This is a genomic window from Blautia sp. HCN-1074 (genome assembly GCF_037890165.1).
GTDB lineage: Bacteria > Bacillota > Clostridia > Lachnospirales > Lachnospiraceae > Blautia_A.
Genome location: NZ_JBBKBP010000008.1, coordinates 75236 through 93407 on the forward strand (window position 1 = coordinate 75236; position 18172 = coordinate 93407).

Consider the following 18172-nt stretch of genomic DNA (forward strand, 5'->3'; position numbering starts at 1 on the left):
GAAGCGATTTAATCGAATAAACTGCGGAGCAGTTATTCGGTTATGAGCAAGTAGCGGAAGCAGATTGAGAATATTAAAATCAACCATAGATAAAAATTAAGAAAGGGGATTTCCATGCCGGCAAGTGATATTGGAATTGACCTGGGAACCAGAAACAGTCTGGCCTATTCTACGGGAAAAGGACTTGTATTAAACGAACCTTCGATCGTAGTTTATGATAAAAATACAGAAAAAATAAGAGCAATCGGTGAAGAAGCCCGTATGATGGAGGGACGTATTACTTCAGATATGGAGATTATCCGTCCAATCAGGCAGGGTGTGATCGTTGATTATACAGTTACAGAGAAAATGCTGAAATATTTTATATCCAGGGCGATAGGCAGAAGAGCCTTTCGTAAGCCAAGGATCACGATCTGTGTTCCAAGTGGAATTACAGAGATTGAGAGAAAGGCTGTAGAGGAGGCAACTTATCAGGCCGGAGCCAGGGATGTTTACATGGTGGAGGAGCCTATTGCAGCGGCAATCGGAGCCGGAGTTGATGTGACGAAGCCATTTGGCAATCTGATTGTGGATATTGGAGCAGGAACATCAGATATTGCGGTTATTTCTCTGGCGGGAGTTGTAGTTTCTGCCTCCGTAAAGGTTGCCGGAGATACTTTTAATCAGGCTATCTTAAATTATGTGAGAAAGAATCATGGCCTTTTTATCGGAGAAGATATGGCAGAGAAGATTAAGATTCAGATCGGAACTGCTATTGAGGAATCGAATCCGAGAACCATGGAAGTAAAAGGACGAAATGTGATCACAGGTCTGCCAAAGACGGTGACACTTACTTCTGAAGAGATACGTATGGCGTTGAAGGATGCCACAGGACAGATCGTTGAGACCGTCCATGGTGTTCTGGAGAAGACTCCGCCGGAACTGGCTGCTGATATTGTGGACAGAGGAATTGTACTTACCGGTGGTGGAGCACTTCTTCATGGTATGGATTCTCTGATTGAACAGAGAACAGGAGTGAGCACTCTGACAGTACAGGATGCAATGAGCGTAGTTGCGGTAGGGACCGGAAAATATGCAGAGGTAATGGCACGATTTGATGGATAAAGCAGGAGGTACTGCATATGCAGTGCCTTTTTGCGTTACATGTTATTTTTTAGATACCAAGGGATTAAAAGACTTTTATTCCAGTATCTTTAGGTAGGAAACAGATGACTCGGAAGAAACCAGGAGGAATACATGAGCGAGACTGTTACAGGATACATAGATCATGTTATTTTCAGAAATGAAGATAACGGATATACCGTTATGGTATTAAAAGATACAAAAAAAGAGGAAGAACTGACCTGTGTGGGCAGTTTCCCGACAATTACACAGGGAGCCACGATTGAGGCAACAGGAGTATACACGCATCATCCGGTCTATGGAAAACAGTTTCAGATCAGTTCTTTTGTAGAGAAAATGCCGGAAGATACATATGCCATAGAGAGGTATCTGGGATCGGGAGCCATTAAGGGAATCGGAGCTGCACTGGCAGCCAGAATCGTACGCAGGTTTGGCCAGGATACACTTCGTATTGTAGAAGAAGAACCGGAAAGACTGGCCGAAGTTAAGGGAATCAGCGAAAAAAAAGCTAGGGAAATCGCAGCCCAGGTAACTGAGAAAGCAGATATGCGAAAGGCTATGATCTTTTTACAGAAATATGGTATTTCTCTGAATCTGGGCGCAAAGATCTATCAGAAATATAAAGAATCTGTCTATACGGTTCTGCAGGAAAATCCATACAGGCTTGCAGAGGATATTTCAGGAGTAGGTTTTAAAATTGCGGATGAGATTGCGGCAAGGATCGGAATCCATGCAGATTCAGATTACAGAATCCGAAGTGGAATGTTGTATACTCTCCTACAGGCTTCAGGGGAAGGACATACATACCTTCCAAAGGAGCAGCTATTTACAAGATGTGCCAGACTTCTGGATGTTGACGAGTCCTATATGGAGAAGCATCTCATGGACATGGTTATTGACAGGAAACTGGTGCTTAAAGAAAAGAATGGAGAAACCATAGTTTATCCGTCTCAGTATTATTATTTGGAATTAAATACTGCCCGTATGCTTAATGAACTGAATGTTTTGTGCCCTGAGGATGAGCAGCTTGTTCAGAAGAGAATCCTGATGATCGAAAAAGAAACAGGAACTGTCCTGGATGAGATGCAGAAGAAGGCAGTGACGGAGGCTGCGAGTCATGGATTGTTTGTTTTGACGGGAGGACCGGGTACAGGTAAAACAACAACGATCAATGCAATCATTCGTTTCTTTGAAGGTGAGGGAGCTGAACTTCGACTGGCCGCACCTACCGGACGTGCTGCGAAGAGAATGACAGAAACTACCGGATATGAAGCGCAGACGATTCACCGTCTTCTGGAATTAAATGGAATGCCGGGGGAGGAACGGGATGGCCATTCTGCCAAATTTGAAAGAAACGCGCAGAATCCTCTGGAAGCGGATGTGATCATTATTGATGAGATGTCCATGGTGGATATTCATCTGATGCACTCGCTGCTTCTTGCAGTAACGACCGGAACCAGGCTGATTCTGGTAGGAGATGAGAATCAGCTTCCGAGTGTGGGACCGGGTAATGTCCTGAGAGATATTATTCGAAGCGGACGTTTTCCGGTGGTAGAACTGACGAAGATTTTCCGTCAGGCTTCTGAGAGTGATATTGTTGTGAATGCCCATAAAATAAATAAAGGGGAGCAAGTACAGATCAATAATAAAAGCCGTGATTTCTTTTTTTTGAAGAGATATGATGCAGATATCATCATAAGAGTAGTGATTGCCCTTATTCAGGAAAAATTGCCACGATATGTAGATGCAAAACCATTTGAGATACAGGTACTGACACCTATGCGAAAGGGACTCTTAGGTGTGGAACGTCTGAATCAGATTCTGCAGAGATATCTGAATCCGCCGGAAGACGGAAAGCCTGAGAAAGCAGTCGGCGACTGTCTGTTCCGTACTGGTGATAAAGTGATGCAGATCAGAAATAATTACCAGATGGAGTGGGAAATTCGGGGGCGATATGGAATTGTTATAGAGAAAGGTATTGGTGTATTTAATGGAGATACCGGGATTCTTACGGAAATCAATGAATTTGCCGAGACTGCAGAAGTGGAATTTGAGGATGGACGTTTCGCAATTTATTCGTTCAAACAGTTAGAAGAACTGGAACTTGCGTATGCCATTACAATTCATAAATCCCAGGGAACTGAATATCCGGCAGTGATTCTTCCGTTGCTTTCCGGACCGCAAATGCTGTTAAACAGAAATCTCCTTTATACTGCTGTTACCAGAGCAAGAAAATGTGTAACTGTGGTGGGAAATGAGGAAACCTTTGCAGAGATGATCCGCAATGAGAAACAGCAGAAGCGATACAGTGCGCTGGATGAGCGCATTATAGAGCTGAGTGACACTATGGAGAATGAAGGTGAAAGAGACTTCGCGAAATAAAAACGGTAACGAAAACAGATAAAAAGAAAATAATAAAAATTGAAAGAAAAATAGAAGTAAAAAGCAGGAGTAAAGTGATTGCTGAGAAAAATTCTTGATATTTTTTACCCGAGATGCTGTCCGGTCTGTCAGAAAATTCTGAAGGATCAGAGAAGGATGATCTGTCCTGAATGTGAAAAGAAGCTTCGACCGATTGGACATCCGAGATGTTACAAATGCGGAAAACCCATAGAAGAGGGAGAGTACTGTAAAGACTGCCAAAAACATACACATATATTTGACCAGGGAAGAGGTATTTTTGTTTATGATGGCATAATGAGAAGGTCTGTTACCAGATATAAATATTATGGATGCCGGGAATATGGAGATTTGTATGCGAAAGCAATGTATCGATATGCCTGGAAAAATCTGAATCAGTGGAAGCCGGATCTAATCGTGCCGGTTCCCATACATAAGTCAAAAGAACGCTTAAGAGGATTTAATCAGGCTGCATATCTGGCAGAGAGACTTAGCTGCTATACAGGGATTCCAGTGGATACGGATCTGGTACAGAAAGTTGTAAAAACAAAATCGCAGAAGAAACTGAATGCTATGCAGAGAAGAAAAAATCTGGAGAAAGCTTTTCTCGTAACAAAGAATATCAGAGGGAAAGATATTCTGGTGATAGATGATGTATACACGACAGGAAGTACTATAGATGCCATGGCAGGATGTCTTCGGAAAAGAGGCGCAAAAAATATTTATTTTCTTACAGTCTGTATAGGACGTGCGTGAGAATAGTAACAAAAGTTACTGGTATGGAGCGGCTGCTAACCGAAAAAATGCTTTTCATACATAATGAGATATGTTACAATTAATCTGTATGATTATATAATGATACCAATACGGATCAGCGTGAAATGCGGATAGATACAATAACAGTGATCATCAGGTATCAGGATATGTAATAAAAGGGAAAGCGTACAGTAAGGAGTAATTTATGTTAAATGAAGAGAAGATAAAGATCATGAACAAACTTGCTATGTATGAACAGGGTGAGGGAAAAAAGTATCTTCCGGTCAGCAAGTACTATAGAAGTGATTATATCGGACTTGCCATGATTAAGAACTTTTTTCTGGTTACGATTGGATATTGTCTGGTTCTGGCCGGTATTGCAGCATATTTTGGGGAATATCTGATAGATAATATCCATAAGATGAACCTTGTCTCAGTGGGCGTGGAGGCAATTCTGGGTTATGTAGTAGTACTGATATTTTTTTCAGTTCTGACATACATCCAGTATACTGTGAAGTACCACAAGGCAAAGAAGAGTGTGAAGAATTATTATGAAGAACTCACTCAGTTAAATAAAATATACAGCCGCGAAGAGAAAAAATCCTCAGCCCGAGGAGTTTCAGGAGGATATAAGAAATGACAGCATTACTTGAATTAAAACAGAAAATAAAGAATTTGTACAGTCAGTATGAGATTTATATCCTGCCTGTTTTGCGTTTTGTTCTGGCATTTGTTTATTTTACATGGATCAATATGAACATGGGATATATGACACAGCTTAATAATATATTTATTGTACTGATCCTTGCGCTGATCTGTTCGATATTACCTTCCGGAGTGATGATTTTTGCCGGATTTTTATTAATGATCGCGCATAGTTATGCTGTTGGAATAGAAGTGGCCGGATTTATGCTGGTTCTGATTTTGTTTATGACAATTTTGTTCCTGAGATTCAGCGCAGGCAATAATTTGGTACTTGTATTTACCCCGCTTTCTTTTGGCATAGGTATTCCTGCACTCCTTCCTATCGGAAGCGGGCTTCTGTGCAGTGCATTTTCCGCGCTTCCGGCAGGCTGTGGTGTTATCATATATTATTTTATCCGTTTTATACGTGTGCAGCATAAGATTCTGGAGAATGCAGATATTGTCATGGCTGACAAATTAAAACTCCTGGCAGATGGAATTGTACAGAACTGGGGAATGTGGATCACAGTTGTTGCTTTTGTTGCTGTGGTTTTACTGGTGAACCTTATCCGTACCCGCTCTTTTGATTATGCATGGAGAGTTGCTATTGTTGCGGGAGGTGTTGTATATGTTCTGGTAGTTCTTGCCGGCGGATTTTATTTTGAAGTGAGCATTGATGTGATCACACTGATTATTTATACTGTGATTTCTGTAGTAGTCGGACTGGTGCTGGAATTCTTTGTGTTTGGCGGTGACTATACCCGCACAGAGAGACTGGAATATGAAGATGACGAGTACTACTATTATGTGAAAGCTGTTCCGAAGGCGACAGTTACAACCTCTGAGAGAAGCATAAAGAAAATTAACGGTGATTCTGCAAAAAGTGAGAAACAGTCACAGGATAATATCGTGTCTTATGCCAATCCTATTTTTCATGGTGAGGAGAAAGTAGTGCAGACATCAGAAGATGCGGCACCTGTAGAGCACAAAAAAGATATTGACAGTGTTGACTTTGAAAAGAAACTGGAAGAGTCATTAAAAAATTTGTAACTGTTCAGCAGCTTTACAGTTACTAAAATTTATAAATTTAAGTTACTGAGAATGGAGTGAAGAGCGGCAATTATCACTCTGGCACAGAATGATAAGGAAAGGAGAACTGTATGCAGAATATTTCAGGAAATCTGATAGAAATCTTATCAAGGCTGGCATTTCCGAAGATCGGGATCATTGATATTATACAGATTGCACTGATCGCATTTTTTGTATATCAGTTTATGGTGTGGATCAAATATACCCATGCGTATACACTGTTAAAGGGTATACTGGTTGTTCTCCTTTTTATTTTGATAGCGTATATTTTTAAAATGAATACGATCCTCTGGATTTTTTCAAATCTGGCGAGTACGCTGATCGTTGGCGTGATCGTTATTTTTCAGCCGGAGCTTAGAAAAGTTCTGGAGCAGCTTGGGCAGAAGCGAATCATGGCTTCATTGATACCGTTTGATGCGGGTAAAGAAGTGAAGGAACGATTTACAGATAAAACAATCAGTGAACTGGTAAAGGCATGTTTTGATATGGGAGAAGTCAAGACCGGGGCGCTGATCGTAATTGAACAGAACGAGCTGTTGACCGATTATATCAGAACTGGTATTAATCTGGATGCGATTCTTACAAGTCAGCTTCTCATTAATATATTTGAACATAATACACCCCTTCACGATGGAGCTGTTATTGTAAGAGAAAACAGAATCGTAGCAGCAACGTGCTATCTTCCATTGTCTGACAATATGGAGCTGAGTAAACAGCTGGGAACAAGACACAGAGCCGGTGTTGGAATCAGTGAGCAGACCGATTCTGTTACGATCATTGTATCAGAAGAGACAGGACAGGTATCTGTAGCTCAGGGAGGAAGACTGATTCGGGGAGTGAACAGTGCCAGACTCAGAGAGATTCTTGTGAAAGCACAGAACAAACAGATTGTAGACAACAGCAAACTTCGTCATTTACTGAAAGGAAGAGTGAAGCATGAAGAAGAGAAAAATAACAGATAATATACCTCTGAAAATCATGTCTGTTGCAGTAGCTGTTGTGCTATGGCTGATCGTTGTAAATATAGACAATCCGATAGGTACTAATTATTACACGATCAATGATGTGGAACTGATCAACAAAGAATATGTGGAATCTTCCGATACGATCGGAAAGATGTGTATGCCGGAGCAGAATCAGGATTCGATTAAGATTGCTATTACGGCGAGTAAGAAAATCAGGGACAAGATCAAGGTGACAGATATCTCAGCAGTGGCAGATTTACAGCAGGCCGTAAGCCTGGATACGAATCCTGTCATGGTGCCTATTACAGTTACCTGTTCAGTTCCGGGAGTATCTTCAAATGATATCAAGGTTACCCCACAGAATCTGAGTGTAAATCTTGATGAGAAAGAGACACAGGAATTTGTGGTCAATGTCAGTAGAGGCGACACAAAACCCGGCAAGGATTACGAAGTGGGAAGCTTGACAGCTAATCCGGAAAAAGTAAGGATTACAGGTCCTAAGACTCTGGTGAATAAAATAGATAAAGTAAATGCTACGATTGAACTGGATGGAAATACACAGGATTTTACACAGGATGTAAATCTTACGATCATTGATAAAAATCAGGAAGCACTTTCTGATTCTGAAATGAATTCACTGAGAATTGAAAATAATGCAAAAGTTGTAGTGACTGCAAGATTATGGAAAATCCGTCAGGGAGTAGGGATTTCAGCAAGCTATGTAGGAACACCTGCAGATGGATATGAGGTAGGTTCTGTTAAAACAGTACCGGATACTATCAGTGTTGCTGGCAGTACAGAAGGACTGGAGAGCCTTGCTGAGAATAATAACGTAATTACAATACCAGCAGACAGCATTGACATTTCAGGAGAATCGAAAGATGTGGAGAAGAAGATCAGTCTTAACAATCTTCTTCCGGATAATGTGAAGCTTACCAGTGACTCCAGTGAGGATGTATGGGTAACGGTAAATATCCTGCCTGTCGGAAGTAAAGAGTTTGATATTCCTACCAAGAATATAGAGGTTAAGAATAAACCGGATGATCTTCAGGTGACATTTGAGACAGCACAGATAGAGCTTCGAATCAAGTCAGATACGAAGAATATGGATGATCTGGATGCGAAGAAAGATATAAAGCTCTCTATAGATCTGGATGGTAAGAAAGAGGGAAATTATGAAGTCCCTGTTAAAGTCGTTCTGCCAGATGGATATGAGACAGTTGAGGATGTGACTACAGAAGTAGTGATCTCCTCAGGAACAGCAGTTGACGACAGTAAAGAGTAGGAAAACACTGCTTGCCTGACAGACAGCAGTAAGAGGAACAATGCAATGGTTAATAAGAAAGTGACAGTTAAGAATCCCACAGGTCTTCATCTGAGACCTGCGGGGATTTTGTGCAATGAGGCAATGAAATATCAGTCGCAGATAACATTTGTGTATGAAGGAGGCATGGCAAATGCCAAGAGTGTACTGAGTGTACTTGGGGCATGTGTGAAATGCGGAGATGAAATAGAACTTACCTGTGAGGGAATCGACGAGCAGGAAGCTCTTGAGAATCTTGTGGCAGCTATTGACAGCGGACTTGGTGAGTGATAATTTGTCAGTTCAATGTCTTGTCGGGAACAAAATATTTTTGTCCTAACATCATAAAGTAGCATGAATAAAAAAGGAGGACATTATTGTGAAAAGAAGATTAGTTGCAGTTACATTAAGTCTTGTAATGACGATGGCAACTGTCAGTGAAGCGGGTGCCGCTACATTTACTTCACCTGATGGCAATTCCGTTGTTGCAGTGCAGGCAGAGACAGAAACAGACACAGAGCCTGTAGATGCGCAGTCTGATCCGGAGGCTTCCTCAGAAGAAGATATTTTTTCAGCCGGAGACGAGACGACAGATGTGCCATCTCAGGATCAGACAGAAGATGTATTCTCAGCAGGAAGTGATGTGACATCACAGCCGGAGGAGACACCATCAGTAACAACAGATACAACAGACAGTTCAGATGCTGTTGTTGTAAAGGCAGAAGACTGGGTAAATACAGAAAACGGATTTAAACTTCGAAAACCTGCAAAAACCCAGACTACAGTTTCAAGCACAGCATCAGAAGATGCTTCTGCATCTTATACAGACTGCGGACAGTCCGCAGAAGTTGTACAGGGAGAAACAGAGGAGTTATCTCAGGATACTGCAGAAATGGATGCTGATGGAACTGAAACACCAGATAACACAGATGCTGTTAATGTTTCTGATACTGAACCGGCTTCCACAGCAGATACAACGGATGTGACAGCTGATGAGTTTTATAGCGCTGCTGATGGAATTGTAAAGGTCAGCACTGAGTATAAAGGAGAAACTCACACAGGATATTATCTGTTTGATGAGAATGGAATCCTTGTAACCGGACAGGCTGAAGTACATCAGGATGTTACAGGTACAGCAGCTCAGGGTGAAGATAAGGATGAACCTGATATTATTAAGGAAGAGATCACACAGTCTTATTTTACAACAGCAGAGGAAGCTGTCGTTTACGCAGGCTGTGAAGGAGAATCTGTGACTCCGTACACATCTACAGTAGGTCAGCAGGAGAAGAACATTTGGAAATGGACAGGAATACAGTTCCAGTATTATGATGAGAATGGCAAGCTGGTGACAGTAAGCTATCTTGAGGAGAAAGCAAAGGCTGCAGGTACATATACCGGATATTTTGAGATTAATGGAAAATATTATTGCCTTGATGCAAATGGTAAGCCAAAGACAGGTGAGATTACCATTACAGCTAATGGTGAAACAAATTTATATTACTTTGATCCGGCAAGTACAATTCCGGGAGAGATGTTCCATAATGGATGGCTTCGTTCAGACACCACGAATGGAGAGCGTTGGCTGTATTTCAAAAAGGGCGGAAATCCTGCAGATATTGGTAAGTATTATAAAAGAGGTATAGTTGCCACAGTTATTCCTGAAAAGGGAACAGGTACATATTTGCTGGATGCAAATGGATATGTCCTTAAAGCAACTATGAAGAAAGCATCAAATGGTTCCTATTATTGTACAGATAAGAATGGTGTGATCTATAAAGATAAACTTGTAAAATACGGGAACTACAGATACTATTTTGGGTCAACCGGAAAGAGAGCTACATGGACCAGGAGATGGGCAAAAGTAGGAAATCATTACTATTATTTCGGAAGTACACCGGGACGCGTAGTTGAGAAACACGGATGGCAGAAACTGGTTACTGCCAGTGGCAAATATGTTGGATGGCTGTATTTTGATGCGAATGGAAATCATTACACAGACAAATGGACTTCCACAGGATATTATTTCAGATCATCAGGAAAACTTGCCAGTGGTTTAACAGAAGTTAATGGAAAGAAATATCTGTTTGAAGTATCTTCTTCTACAGAGCATAAAGGTAAATTATATAAGAGCGCAATGGTGCGCTATAAAAAGAAATGGTATATTGCATCTTCTACAGGAAGTCTGTATAGAAGTGGATGGGAGAAATATAGTGGAAATTATTACTATTTGAAAGACTATGTTGTTCAGACGAACCAGTTTATGAAAAAGAACGGAGTAAATGGTTATCTGGACGCAAATGGTAAATACACGACAGGCTGGGTAGTTGTAAGTAATACAAAGAACCTTGTCAGATACATAGATCCAACCGGAAACGGATTTGCAACAAATAAGAGCATGAGAGTGAATGGTATCCTGTATTACTTTGATAAGAATGGATATCGTATTACAGATCTTACCAGCAGATATAGCGGTCCGTATACAGTACAGGTAGACAGAGTAAATGGAGTTATGACAGTTTTTGCTGACTCAGCAAGAACAATTCCGGTGAAAACGATTCGTGTATCTGTAGGATTAGCGAGTACACCAACTCCTACGGGTCCCTATACTTTGAGCAGAAGTGCCAGATGGCAGCCGTTAATGGGACCATCATGGGGACAGTATGGAACACATGTAGATGGAGCTGGACAGGGTGGAATCTTTGTTCATTCCGTAGCGTGTGGACAGGCAAACTCTTATAATCTTCCGGCAGGCGAATATAATAAACTTGGTTCACCGGCATCTCATGGATGTATCAGAACGTGTGTTGCTGATGCAAAGTGGGTATATGATAATTGTAATGGATCAAGGATTTATATTTTTGATGGAGCCTATAAAGCAGATGATGCACTAAAGGGACCGCTTGGAAAGAAGGCACTGACACCATTAAGAGGAGCAGCTAACTTCGACCCTACAGATCCGGCAGTATAATAAAAGAATATAAATAGTAACTATTCGGCAGCCTGCTTCCTGCGAGATACTGAACAGTTACGATAGTTATTAAATAAGCCCCTTGCTTCAATTGCAAAAAGCAATAAGCAAGGGGCTATTTATCTGACAATATTTGTTAAACAATTGTAACTATTCAGCAGTCTGCTATCCCGTAACTGTGAAGGTACTGAACAGTTACAAACAATTTAAAGCGTATAGATTAGAATTCCGGCAATGATGATCAGATTTCCGATGATCTTTCCTTTTGTAATCTTTTCCTTCAGAATGAAATGAGAGAGAAGAAGAACAAACACATATGCCGCTGTATCGATAACAGGACCATAGCGCATATCTACTTTTGTATAGCACCAGGTATTCAGCAGAAGAATCAGCATAAATATGGCATAGGAGAGAATTACCCGGAAATTGAGATATTCCCGGATTCGGTTTTCATATTTGATATTTGCGCTTTGTTTTAGAAGTATCTGAGAGACTGCGGAGAAAAAAGTTCCTCCCAGCATAATTAAAATAAATGTTCTATTCATATCTTTGCACCGTCCATACTCCGAATAAAACTACCAGGATACCAATAATATTCTGGATAGAAAGATTTTCGTGAAAGACCACAACTGCCCAGATCTGTGACCATAAAAGATATACGCTCTTATTTGCATAGGCGGTGGACAGGGAAAATTTCTTGATTACCTGCTGCCAGGTGATCGCATAGATTCCACAGTTGGCAACCATCAGAAATAAAAAAAGATAAAGCAGAGGACTGCTCAGACCATGCCTGTTATATTGAATAGAAGCAAATTTGGAAAAAACACTTGTCAGTGAAAACAACAGAATATTTAAATGTAGCTGTATGTAATCTTTTACCTTTGACATGATACCTCCATGATAAAATTATAAAATTTGAAGAAAGGAATTTCTCTGATTCGATTAATATCAGTGTTCTTATATACAAAATATATTTGTAAATACATATGACCATACTATAAATAAGCAATAAAACCAATAAATCACCGGTTAATTTGCATATGTAGTCTATTTTACATAAAAACACCGGGAAGTCAAGGTTTTGTACCGGATGAAACTTGAAAAGGCATGGTGAAAATGATATGATAAAAATGATTGCAAAAAGATGAGAAAAAGAAAGAGGAAATGAATATGAGCTTATATTCAGTGGTTGTTCCTGTATATAATTCTGAACATACACTGGGAGAACTATATACTCGTTTGGAGAAAGTATTTCGGGAAACTCTGAAAGAAGATTTTGAGCTGATTCTTGTGGATGACGGATCTAAGGACAGATCCTATGAGATAATGAAAGAATTAAGGGAGAAAGACCACAGAGTCCGTATTATACAGATGGCACGAAACTTTGGACAGCATCCTGCACTTTTATGCGGATTTGCACATGTAAGGGGAGAATTTGTAGTAACTATGGATGATGACCTTCAGCATCAGCCGGAGGAACTGCCAAAGATGGTAAGAACCATGCAGGAGAGACCGGATGTGGACGTTATCATCGCAAGCTATGAGGGCAGAAAACATGGTCCGATCCGCAAGCTTGGAACAAAGTTCTCGGTATGGGCAACATCCAAAATGCTTGGGAAAGATCCCGATCTTCAGATCACCAGCTATCGACTGATCCGCAGATTTCTTGTGGATGCGATGATCAAGACAAATACATACCTTCCGCAGATTGGAAATCTTTTGATCTTAAGCTCGAACCGTATTATCAATGTTCCGGTTCAGCATGCAGACAGAGCTTATGGCAAGAGCGGCTATTCTTTTAAGAGACTGGTAAAGGATTTGATTTATGACATCACTGCACATACCGCATTTCCACTTCTGTTGGTTAGAAATATTGGAATTGTCAGCTTTCTGGCAAGTGTAATAATGGCGATTTATTATCTGGTAAGGTATTTTACCATGGGAGTGTCTGTACAGGGATGGACTTCATTAATGCTGGTTATGCTGGCATTTTTTGGCCTAATCCTGTTATCAATCGGAATTATGGGAATTTACTTGATGAATATTCTTAACGAAGCGAAGAAAATGCCGCATTATGTAATACGTCAGGAGGATACAGACGAATAATGGCGAAGGAAATCGGTGGATATTTTCAACTGGAAGAAATGCCGGGTAAGGAATACTATTCTGATTTATATAGGGTGAACCTCGGAAGAACGGCTTTGTTATGGCTGTTACAGAGCCGCAGATGCAAGAAAGTTATTCTTCCTTATTTTCTGTGTGAATCTGTAGTGCATACCTGCCAGGAGAATCAGATACAGACAGAATTTTATCATCTGAATGAGAAACTGGAGGTTATCTATCCCAAGAAGCAGCTTACAAACGGGGAGTATCTGTATCTGGTAAACTATTATGGACAGCTGACAGATTCTAAGATTCTGGAATATAAAAGAATTTATGAAAATATTATTGTGGATCACACCCATGCATTTTTCCAGAAACCGTTAGAAGGAATTGATACGCTTTATTCATGCAGGAAATTCTGGGGTGTCAGTGACGGGGCTTATCTGTCAACAGAAGCACAGCTGACGGAGAACAACATACCGGATTATTCTGCAGAGCGTATGAAACATATTCTGGGACGCTATGAGCAGGATGCGGGAACATATTATAAAGATATGCTTGCGAATGCAGCGAAGTATGATGGAATGGAAATCAGGCAGATGTCCAGACTTACACAAAATCTGCTAAAAGCGGTGGATTATGACAGTGCGAAAGAAAGAAGAGAGCAGAATTATCAGATTCTGAGAGAATTGCTTCCATCAGAGAATATATTCAATGAAATCATACCGGAAGGACCTTTTGCCTATCCATATTTTCATACGAATGGTCCTGAACTTCGCAGGCGCCTTGCAGCAAAGAAGATATTTGTACCTACTTACTGGAAAAATATTATTGAGAACTGTGAGAAAAACAGTCTGGAATATACCTGGGCGGCCAATATTCTGCCATTGCCATGCGACCAGCGCTATGATGCAGAGGATATGAAATATATGGCGGCTGTTGTCAGAGAATGTGAGGAATTGGAATGAAACATAAAGTACTGATTCTGGGTACGCTCGGAGAGTTTACAGAACTGGTTCAGAAAGCGAAAAAAAGAGGCTATGAGGTTGTTGTATGTGACGGCTATCCGGATGGTATCGCGAGGAAATATGCAGATAAGGATTATACGATCCCTGTGACGGACATTGACTCTATTGCTCAGATGTGCAGAGAAGAAAAGATAGATGGGATCATTACATCATTTTCAGATTTGCTTTTAGAATGTATGGTAAAGATCGCGGCAAAGGCCGGGCTGCCTTGTTATCTGAAACCTGAACAGCTTCCATGGTACAGAGATAAATCTGCGTGCAGAGAAGTGCTGGATAAGCTTGGGCTGCCGACACCGGGATTTCGCAAAGTGCCTGTAGATTTACTGAAACAAGGCTCTGAGGAGGAGATACAGAAATCTGTTTCAGGTCTGCAATATCCACTTATCAGTAAACCACTGGATAAATATGGCTCAAGGGGAATATTTATCATTCACGACCAGGATGAAATTGTTACCAAAGCATTGCAGACAGCAGAATATACAAACTGTCAGGAGATTCTGATCGAAGAATACAATGATGGATTTGAATTTAATATGATGACATGGGTCATGGATGGAGAAGTAAATGTAATCAGCATTGCAGACCGTGAGAAAACGGAAGTGGAAGAGGGAATGCTTCCAATCAGCACCCGGAATGTTTATCCATCCAGGTTTTTGTCAGAGGTTGAAAAGAATGCCACAGATGTTCTGCAAAAATATATCCGGCATACAGGACAGATGGAGGGAGCATTGTCTATGCAGTTTTTCTGGAAACCGGATAAAGGAATTCAGGTCTGCGAGATTGCGGGGCGTTTCTTTGGCTATGAGCATGAGCTGACAGATATGGTATATGGATTTTCGATAGAAGAACTTCTGCTGAATTATCTTTATGAGAAAGATAAGATACAGACAATGTTTGCACAGCATGATATTTGCTCTCCTTCGAAGTATGGGGCTGTGCTGTATTTTCAGGGAAGACAGCTTCAGATTGCCGATCAGAAAGCAGCATATCAGCTGGCACAGGAGAGATGCGTTGTAAAACCATGGATCTTTTATAAAGAGGGAGAAAACGTGATAGAATACGGACCAAATCCGTATCTTGCGTTATATTATATAGAAGCAGATACCCGGGGACAGCTGGAGAAAGAAACCAGGAAATTTTTCAATGAAATGAGTATCCGGGATTCAAAAGGGCAAGAAGTAGCCTACAGAAATAAGATACCTGAATATGAGAAGGAAAAAGAAAACAGATGATTGATTTTAACAGACCTGCTTTTACCGGCAGGGAAATTGACTACATCCGTGATGCAGTGCAGAGAGGAATGCTCTGCGGAGACGGAGAATATACGAAAAGATGCTCTCAGTGGATGATGGAGCATTTTAATATAAAGCATGTCATGTTAACGACATCATGTACACATGCACTGGAAATGGCAGCACACCTTTGTGACATCAAACCGGGAGATGAGGTGATCATGCCGTCTTATACATTTGTGTCAACGGCGGATGCATTTGTATTAAAGGGAGCGAAGATTGTATTTGTTGATATCAGACCGGATACAATGAATATTGATGAGAAACTGATCGAGGCAGCAGTCACGGAGAAAACCAAGGTGCTCGTGCCGGTTCATTACGCCGGAGTTGCCTGTGAGATGGATGCGATCATGGCAATTGCAAAGAAATATAATCTTAAAGTTGTTGAAGATGCGGCCCAGGGAGTGGACGCCTTTTATAAAGGCAAAGCGCTTGGTACGATTGGAGATTTTGGCTGTTACAGCTTCCATGAGACAAAGAATTATACTATGGGAGAGGGCGGAGCAATCCTCTTTAATAATGATGAATATCAGGAAAAAGCAGAAATTTTGAGGGAAAAAGGCACTGACAGAAGTAAATTTTTCCGGGGACAGGTAGATAAATACCGGTGGATGGACTATGGATCTTCTTACCTTCCAAGTGAACTGAATGCAGCATATCTGTACGCACAGTTGGAGGAGCGTGAAAAGATTTTCAATAAAAGAATGGAAATCTACAATTATTATAATAAAAACCTGGCGCATCTTGCAGCTGAGGGCAAGATTGAACAGCCATATGTGCCGGAACAATGTAGCCATAATGCACATATGTACTATATTAAAGTTCGCGATATCCAGGTAAGAACACGTCTGATCAAGTATCTGAGGGAAAAAGGAATCTGCAGCGTATTCCATTATGTACCGCTTCATTCTGCTCCTGCCGGACAGAAATTTGGCAGATTTTCAGGGGAAGATGTTTATACTACAAAAGAGAGCGAACGTCTGCTGAGACTGCCGATGTTTTATAATCTGGATATGGAAGATGTGAAATATATCACAGATACGATTGCTTCATTCGATGAGTTTTGATTTTATTCAACAAGAGGATATATTATGAAAAAATGGAAACATTTATGTAAGGCTGCAATTCTCGCAGGTGTGATCGCAATGACATCTGTACAGATCTGTAGTGCTGCGGAGGTAACGACGCAGACGGATACAACATCTGAAACAGGCGTACAGAGTGCTGATGCGGCAACAGCTCCGGCAACTATTTCAACAAATGAAATTTCCGGCTGGCCGACAGGTCCGGAGATTACATCAGAGACAGGCGTGCTGATGGATGCGGACAGCGGAGTCCTTCTGTATAGCAAAGGCGGAGATGAGATTCGTTATCCTGCAAGTATCACGAAGATTATGACGCTGCTGCTTGCTGTGGAGAATTGCTCAATGAAAGAAGATGTGGTCTTCACCGAAACCGGAACACGCGACATCAGCTGGGATTCAGGAAATATCGGAATGCAGGTTGGGGAAGTAATGAGCATGAAAGCATGCCTTTGCGCACTTATTATCCGATCGGCAAATGAGGTTGCAGCTCAGATCGCGGAACATGTAGGCGGTACGGAACAGAATTTTATTGATATGATGAATCAGCGTGCGGCAGAGATTGGATGCACGAATACACATTTTGCAAATGCAAGCGGTCTTCCGGATCCAAATCATTATTCTACAGCACACGATATGGCACTGATTATGCGGGAAGGTCTTAAGAATAAGAAATTCCGCAAGATCATTGGCATTACAGATTATACGATCAAACCGACAAACATGAACAGTGAGTCAAGGGTGCTGCATACACATCACCCGATGCTTGCGCCGGAGAGCAGCTATTATTATGACGGATGCATTGGCGGCAAAACAGGATATACCAGCGAGGCGGGCAATACTCTTGTAACGGCCGTTGAGAAGAATGGAACTACTTATATTGCGGTCACCATGAAGGCGGCAGATCTTGCAATCGCCAGCACAGATTCCACAGCGATGTTTAATTATGGATACCAGAATTTCACAAAGCTTCAGGTAAATGGTGGAGAAGTACTTGTCCCGAATGGCGTGACTGTGGATAACCTGACTGTTAGAGAGGAACCGTCAGATGGAGAAATCATAGATAATTATTATTATGGAGATTATATGGTAGGAAGTGTAACGGTTCCTGAGGCAACACCGACACCAGAGCCGGCGGCAGATACTGTTTCGGAGAATGGAACAGCGGATTCGTCTGATGCTGGACAGTCAGTGGGAACGGATACGTCCGAAAGTACAGATGAAGAAGTTCAGGAGAGTTCTCAGAATTCAAAAAGTTCTGCAGGGATACCGCAGCTGCGAAAAATACTGCTGGGAATAGGTGCTGCGATGATCCTGCTGCTGATTATTCTTCTGATCGCATTGTCGAAGAAAGAGAAAAAATATTATAGATAAACAGAA

At 41.2% G+C, this 18172-nt stretch carries 16 protein-coding genes; 14 read left to right on the forward strand and 2 right to left on the reverse strand.

The genetic code is table 11. The features are described 5' to 3' along the window. The first annotated feature begins 114 nt into the window (after positions 1 to 114). The 9 genes from WKT11_RS08985 (at position 115) to WKT11_RS09025 (ending at position 11287) form a co-directional block, all read left to right on the forward strand. Complete coding sequence (locus WKT11_RS08985) at positions 115 to 1104, forward strand: rod shape-determining protein (protein WP_117676183.1); 990 nt, start codon at positions 115 to 117, stop codon at positions 1102 to 1104. A gap of 132 nt (positions 1105 to 1236) precedes the next feature. Then, positions 1237 to 3504, forward strand: coding sequence for an SF1B family DNA helicase RecD2 (recD2, locus tag WKT11_RS08990; RefSeq protein ID WP_117676182.1), 2268 nt, complete (start codon positions 1237 to 1239; stop codon positions 3502 to 3504). Positions 3505 to 3582: 78 nt separating this feature from the next. Next, positions 3583 to 4278 carry a ComF family protein gene (locus WKT11_RS08995; RefSeq protein ID WP_242986777.1) on the forward strand — a complete coding sequence of 232 codons (696 nt, stop codon included), beginning with the start codon at positions 3583 to 3585 and terminating at the stop codon, positions 4276 to 4278. A gap of 205 nt (positions 4279 to 4483) precedes the next feature. Further along, positions 4484 to 4918, forward strand: coding sequence for a hypothetical protein (locus WKT11_RS09000; RefSeq protein WP_117676181.1), 435 nt, complete (start codon positions 4484 to 4486; stop codon positions 4916 to 4918). Further along, positions 4915 to 6012: a hypothetical protein gene (locus WKT11_RS09005; RefSeq protein WP_117676180.1), complete on the forward strand. Its 1098-nt coding sequence runs from the start codon at positions 4915 to 4917 to the stop codon at positions 6010 to 6012. The genes WKT11_RS09000 and WKT11_RS09005 overlap by 4 nt, the downstream gene beginning before the upstream one ends. A gap of 110 nt (positions 6013 to 6122) precedes the next feature. Further along, entirely contained in the window at positions 6123 to 7013 is an 891-nt protein-coding gene (gene cdaA, locus WKT11_RS09010) for a diadenylate cyclase CdaA (protein ID WP_117676179.1), read from the forward strand. After that, positions 6988 to 8301, forward strand: a complete 1314-nt coding sequence (locus tag WKT11_RS09015) for a CdaR family protein (protein ID WP_117676178.1) — start codon at positions 6988 to 6990, stop codon at positions 8299 to 8301. The genes cdaA and WKT11_RS09015 overlap by 26 nt, the downstream gene beginning before the upstream one ends. Positions 8302 to 8346: 45 nt before the next feature. After that, entirely contained in the window at positions 8347 to 8610 is a 264-nt protein-coding gene (locus tag WKT11_RS09020) for an HPr family phosphocarrier protein (RefSeq protein WP_117676177.1), read from the forward strand. 88 nt (positions 8611 to 8698) lie between these two features. Continuing rightward, positions 8699 to 11287 (forward strand): L,D-transpeptidase family protein, encoded by a 2589-nt coding sequence (locus WKT11_RS09025; protein WP_242986776.1) that lies wholly within the window; start codon positions 8699 to 8701, stop codon positions 11285 to 11287. 206 nt (positions 11288 to 11493) lie between these two features. Here the strand turns inward: WKT11_RS09025 and WKT11_RS09030 are convergent, their stop codons facing one another. Both WKT11_RS09030 and WKT11_RS09035 read right to left on the reverse strand, forming a co-directional pair. Beyond that, positions 11494 to 11832, reverse strand: coding sequence for an EamA family transporter (locus WKT11_RS09030; protein ID WP_117676176.1), 339 nt, complete (start codon positions 11830 to 11832; stop codon positions 11494 to 11496). Next, a complete protein-coding gene (locus tag WKT11_RS09035; RefSeq protein WP_117676175.1) occupies positions 11825 to 12175 on the reverse strand; it encodes an EamA-like transporter family protein in 351 nt (116 codons plus the stop codon). The genes WKT11_RS09030 and WKT11_RS09035 overlap by 8 nt, the downstream gene beginning before the upstream one ends. A gap of 282 nt (positions 12176 to 12457) precedes the next feature. Here WKT11_RS09035 and WKT11_RS09040 point away from each other — a divergent pair, with 282 nt between their 5' ends. Genes WKT11_RS09040 through WKT11_RS09060 form a run of 5 tightly spaced genes read left to right on the forward strand, consistent with a single transcriptional unit; the run spans position 12458 to position 18166 of the window. Continuing rightward, on the forward strand, positions 12458 to 13393 hold the full coding sequence (locus tag WKT11_RS09040) for a glycosyltransferase family 2 protein (protein WP_117676173.1): 936 nt from the start codon (positions 12458 to 12460) through the stop codon (positions 13391 to 13393). After that, positions 13393 to 14358, forward strand: a complete 966-nt coding sequence (locus WKT11_RS09045) for a hypothetical protein (RefSeq protein WP_117676172.1) — start codon at positions 13393 to 13395, stop codon at positions 14356 to 14358. Before WKT11_RS09040 ends, WKT11_RS09045 begins: the two co-directional genes overlap by 1 nt. Further along, positions 14355 to 15650, forward strand: coding sequence for an ATP-binding protein (locus WKT11_RS09050; RefSeq protein WP_181977693.1), 1296 nt, complete (start codon positions 14355 to 14357; stop codon positions 15648 to 15650). The genes WKT11_RS09045 and WKT11_RS09050 overlap by 4 nt, the downstream gene beginning before the upstream one ends. Next, positions 15647 to 16777 carry a dTDP-4-amino-4,6-dideoxygalactose transaminase gene (gene rffA / locus WKT11_RS09055; RefSeq protein WP_117676170.1) on the forward strand — a complete coding sequence of 377 codons (1131 nt, stop codon included), beginning with the start codon at positions 15647 to 15649 and terminating at the stop codon, positions 16775 to 16777. The genes WKT11_RS09050 and rffA overlap by 4 nt, the downstream gene beginning before the upstream one ends. A gap of 24 nt (positions 16778 to 16801) precedes the next feature. After that, positions 16802 to 18166 (forward strand): D-alanyl-D-alanine carboxypeptidase family protein, encoded by a 1365-nt coding sequence (locus WKT11_RS09060; protein ID WP_340283890.1) that lies wholly within the window; start codon positions 16802 to 16804, stop codon positions 18164 to 18166. Positions 18167 to 18172 lie beyond the last annotated feature (6 nt).

Bases quoted from the DNA above. Each gene is read 5' to 3' on its own strand.
- WKT11_RS08985 (WP_117676183.1), top strand. From the start codon at position 115: ATGCCGGCAAGTGATATTGGAATTGACCTGGGAACCAGAAACAGTCTG.
- recD2 (WP_117676182.1), top strand. From the start codon at position 1,237: ATGAGCGAGACTGTTACAGGATACATAGATCATGTTATTTTCAGAAAT.
- WKT11_RS09000 (WP_117676181.1), top strand. From the start codon at position 4,484: ATGTTAAATGAAGAGAAGATAAAGATCATGAACAAACTTGCTATGTAT.
- WKT11_RS09005 (WP_117676180.1), top strand. From the start codon at position 4,915: ATGACAGCATTACTTGAATTAAAACAGAAAATAAAGAATTTGTACAGT.
- cdaA (WP_117676179.1), top strand. From the start codon at position 6,123: ATGCAGAATATTTCAGGAAATCTGATAGAAATCTTATCAAGGCTGGCA.
- WKT11_RS09015 (WP_117676178.1), top strand. From the start codon at position 6,988: ATGAAGAAGAGAAAAATAACAGATAATATACCTCTGAAAATCATGTCT.
- WKT11_RS09020 (WP_117676177.1), top strand. From the start codon at position 8,347: ATGGTTAATAAGAAAGTGACAGTTAAGAATCCCACAGGTCTTCATCTG.
- WKT11_RS09030 (WP_117676176.1), bottom strand. From the start codon at position 11,832: ATGAATAGAACATTTATTTTAATTATGCTGGGAGGAACTTTTTTCTCC.
- WKT11_RS09035 (WP_117676175.1), bottom strand. From the start codon at position 12,175: ATGTCAAAGGTAAAAGATTACATACAGCTACATTTAAATATTCTGTTG.
- WKT11_RS09040 (WP_117676173.1), top strand. From the start codon at position 12,458: ATGAGCTTATATTCAGTGGTTGTTCCTGTATATAATTCTGAACATACA.
- WKT11_RS09045 (WP_117676172.1), top strand. From the start codon at position 13,393: ATGGCGAAGGAAATCGGTGGATATTTTCAACTGGAAGAAATGCCGGGT.
- WKT11_RS09050 (WP_181977693.1), top strand. From the start codon at position 14,355: ATGAAACATAAAGTACTGATTCTGGGTACGCTCGGAGAGTTTACAGAA.
- rffA (WP_117676170.1), top strand. From the start codon at position 15,647: ATGATTGATTTTAACAGACCTGCTTTTACCGGCAGGGAAATTGACTAC.
- WKT11_RS09060 (WP_340283890.1), top strand. From the start codon at position 16,802: ATGAAAAAATGGAAACATTTATGTAAGGCTGCAATTCTCGCAGGTGTG.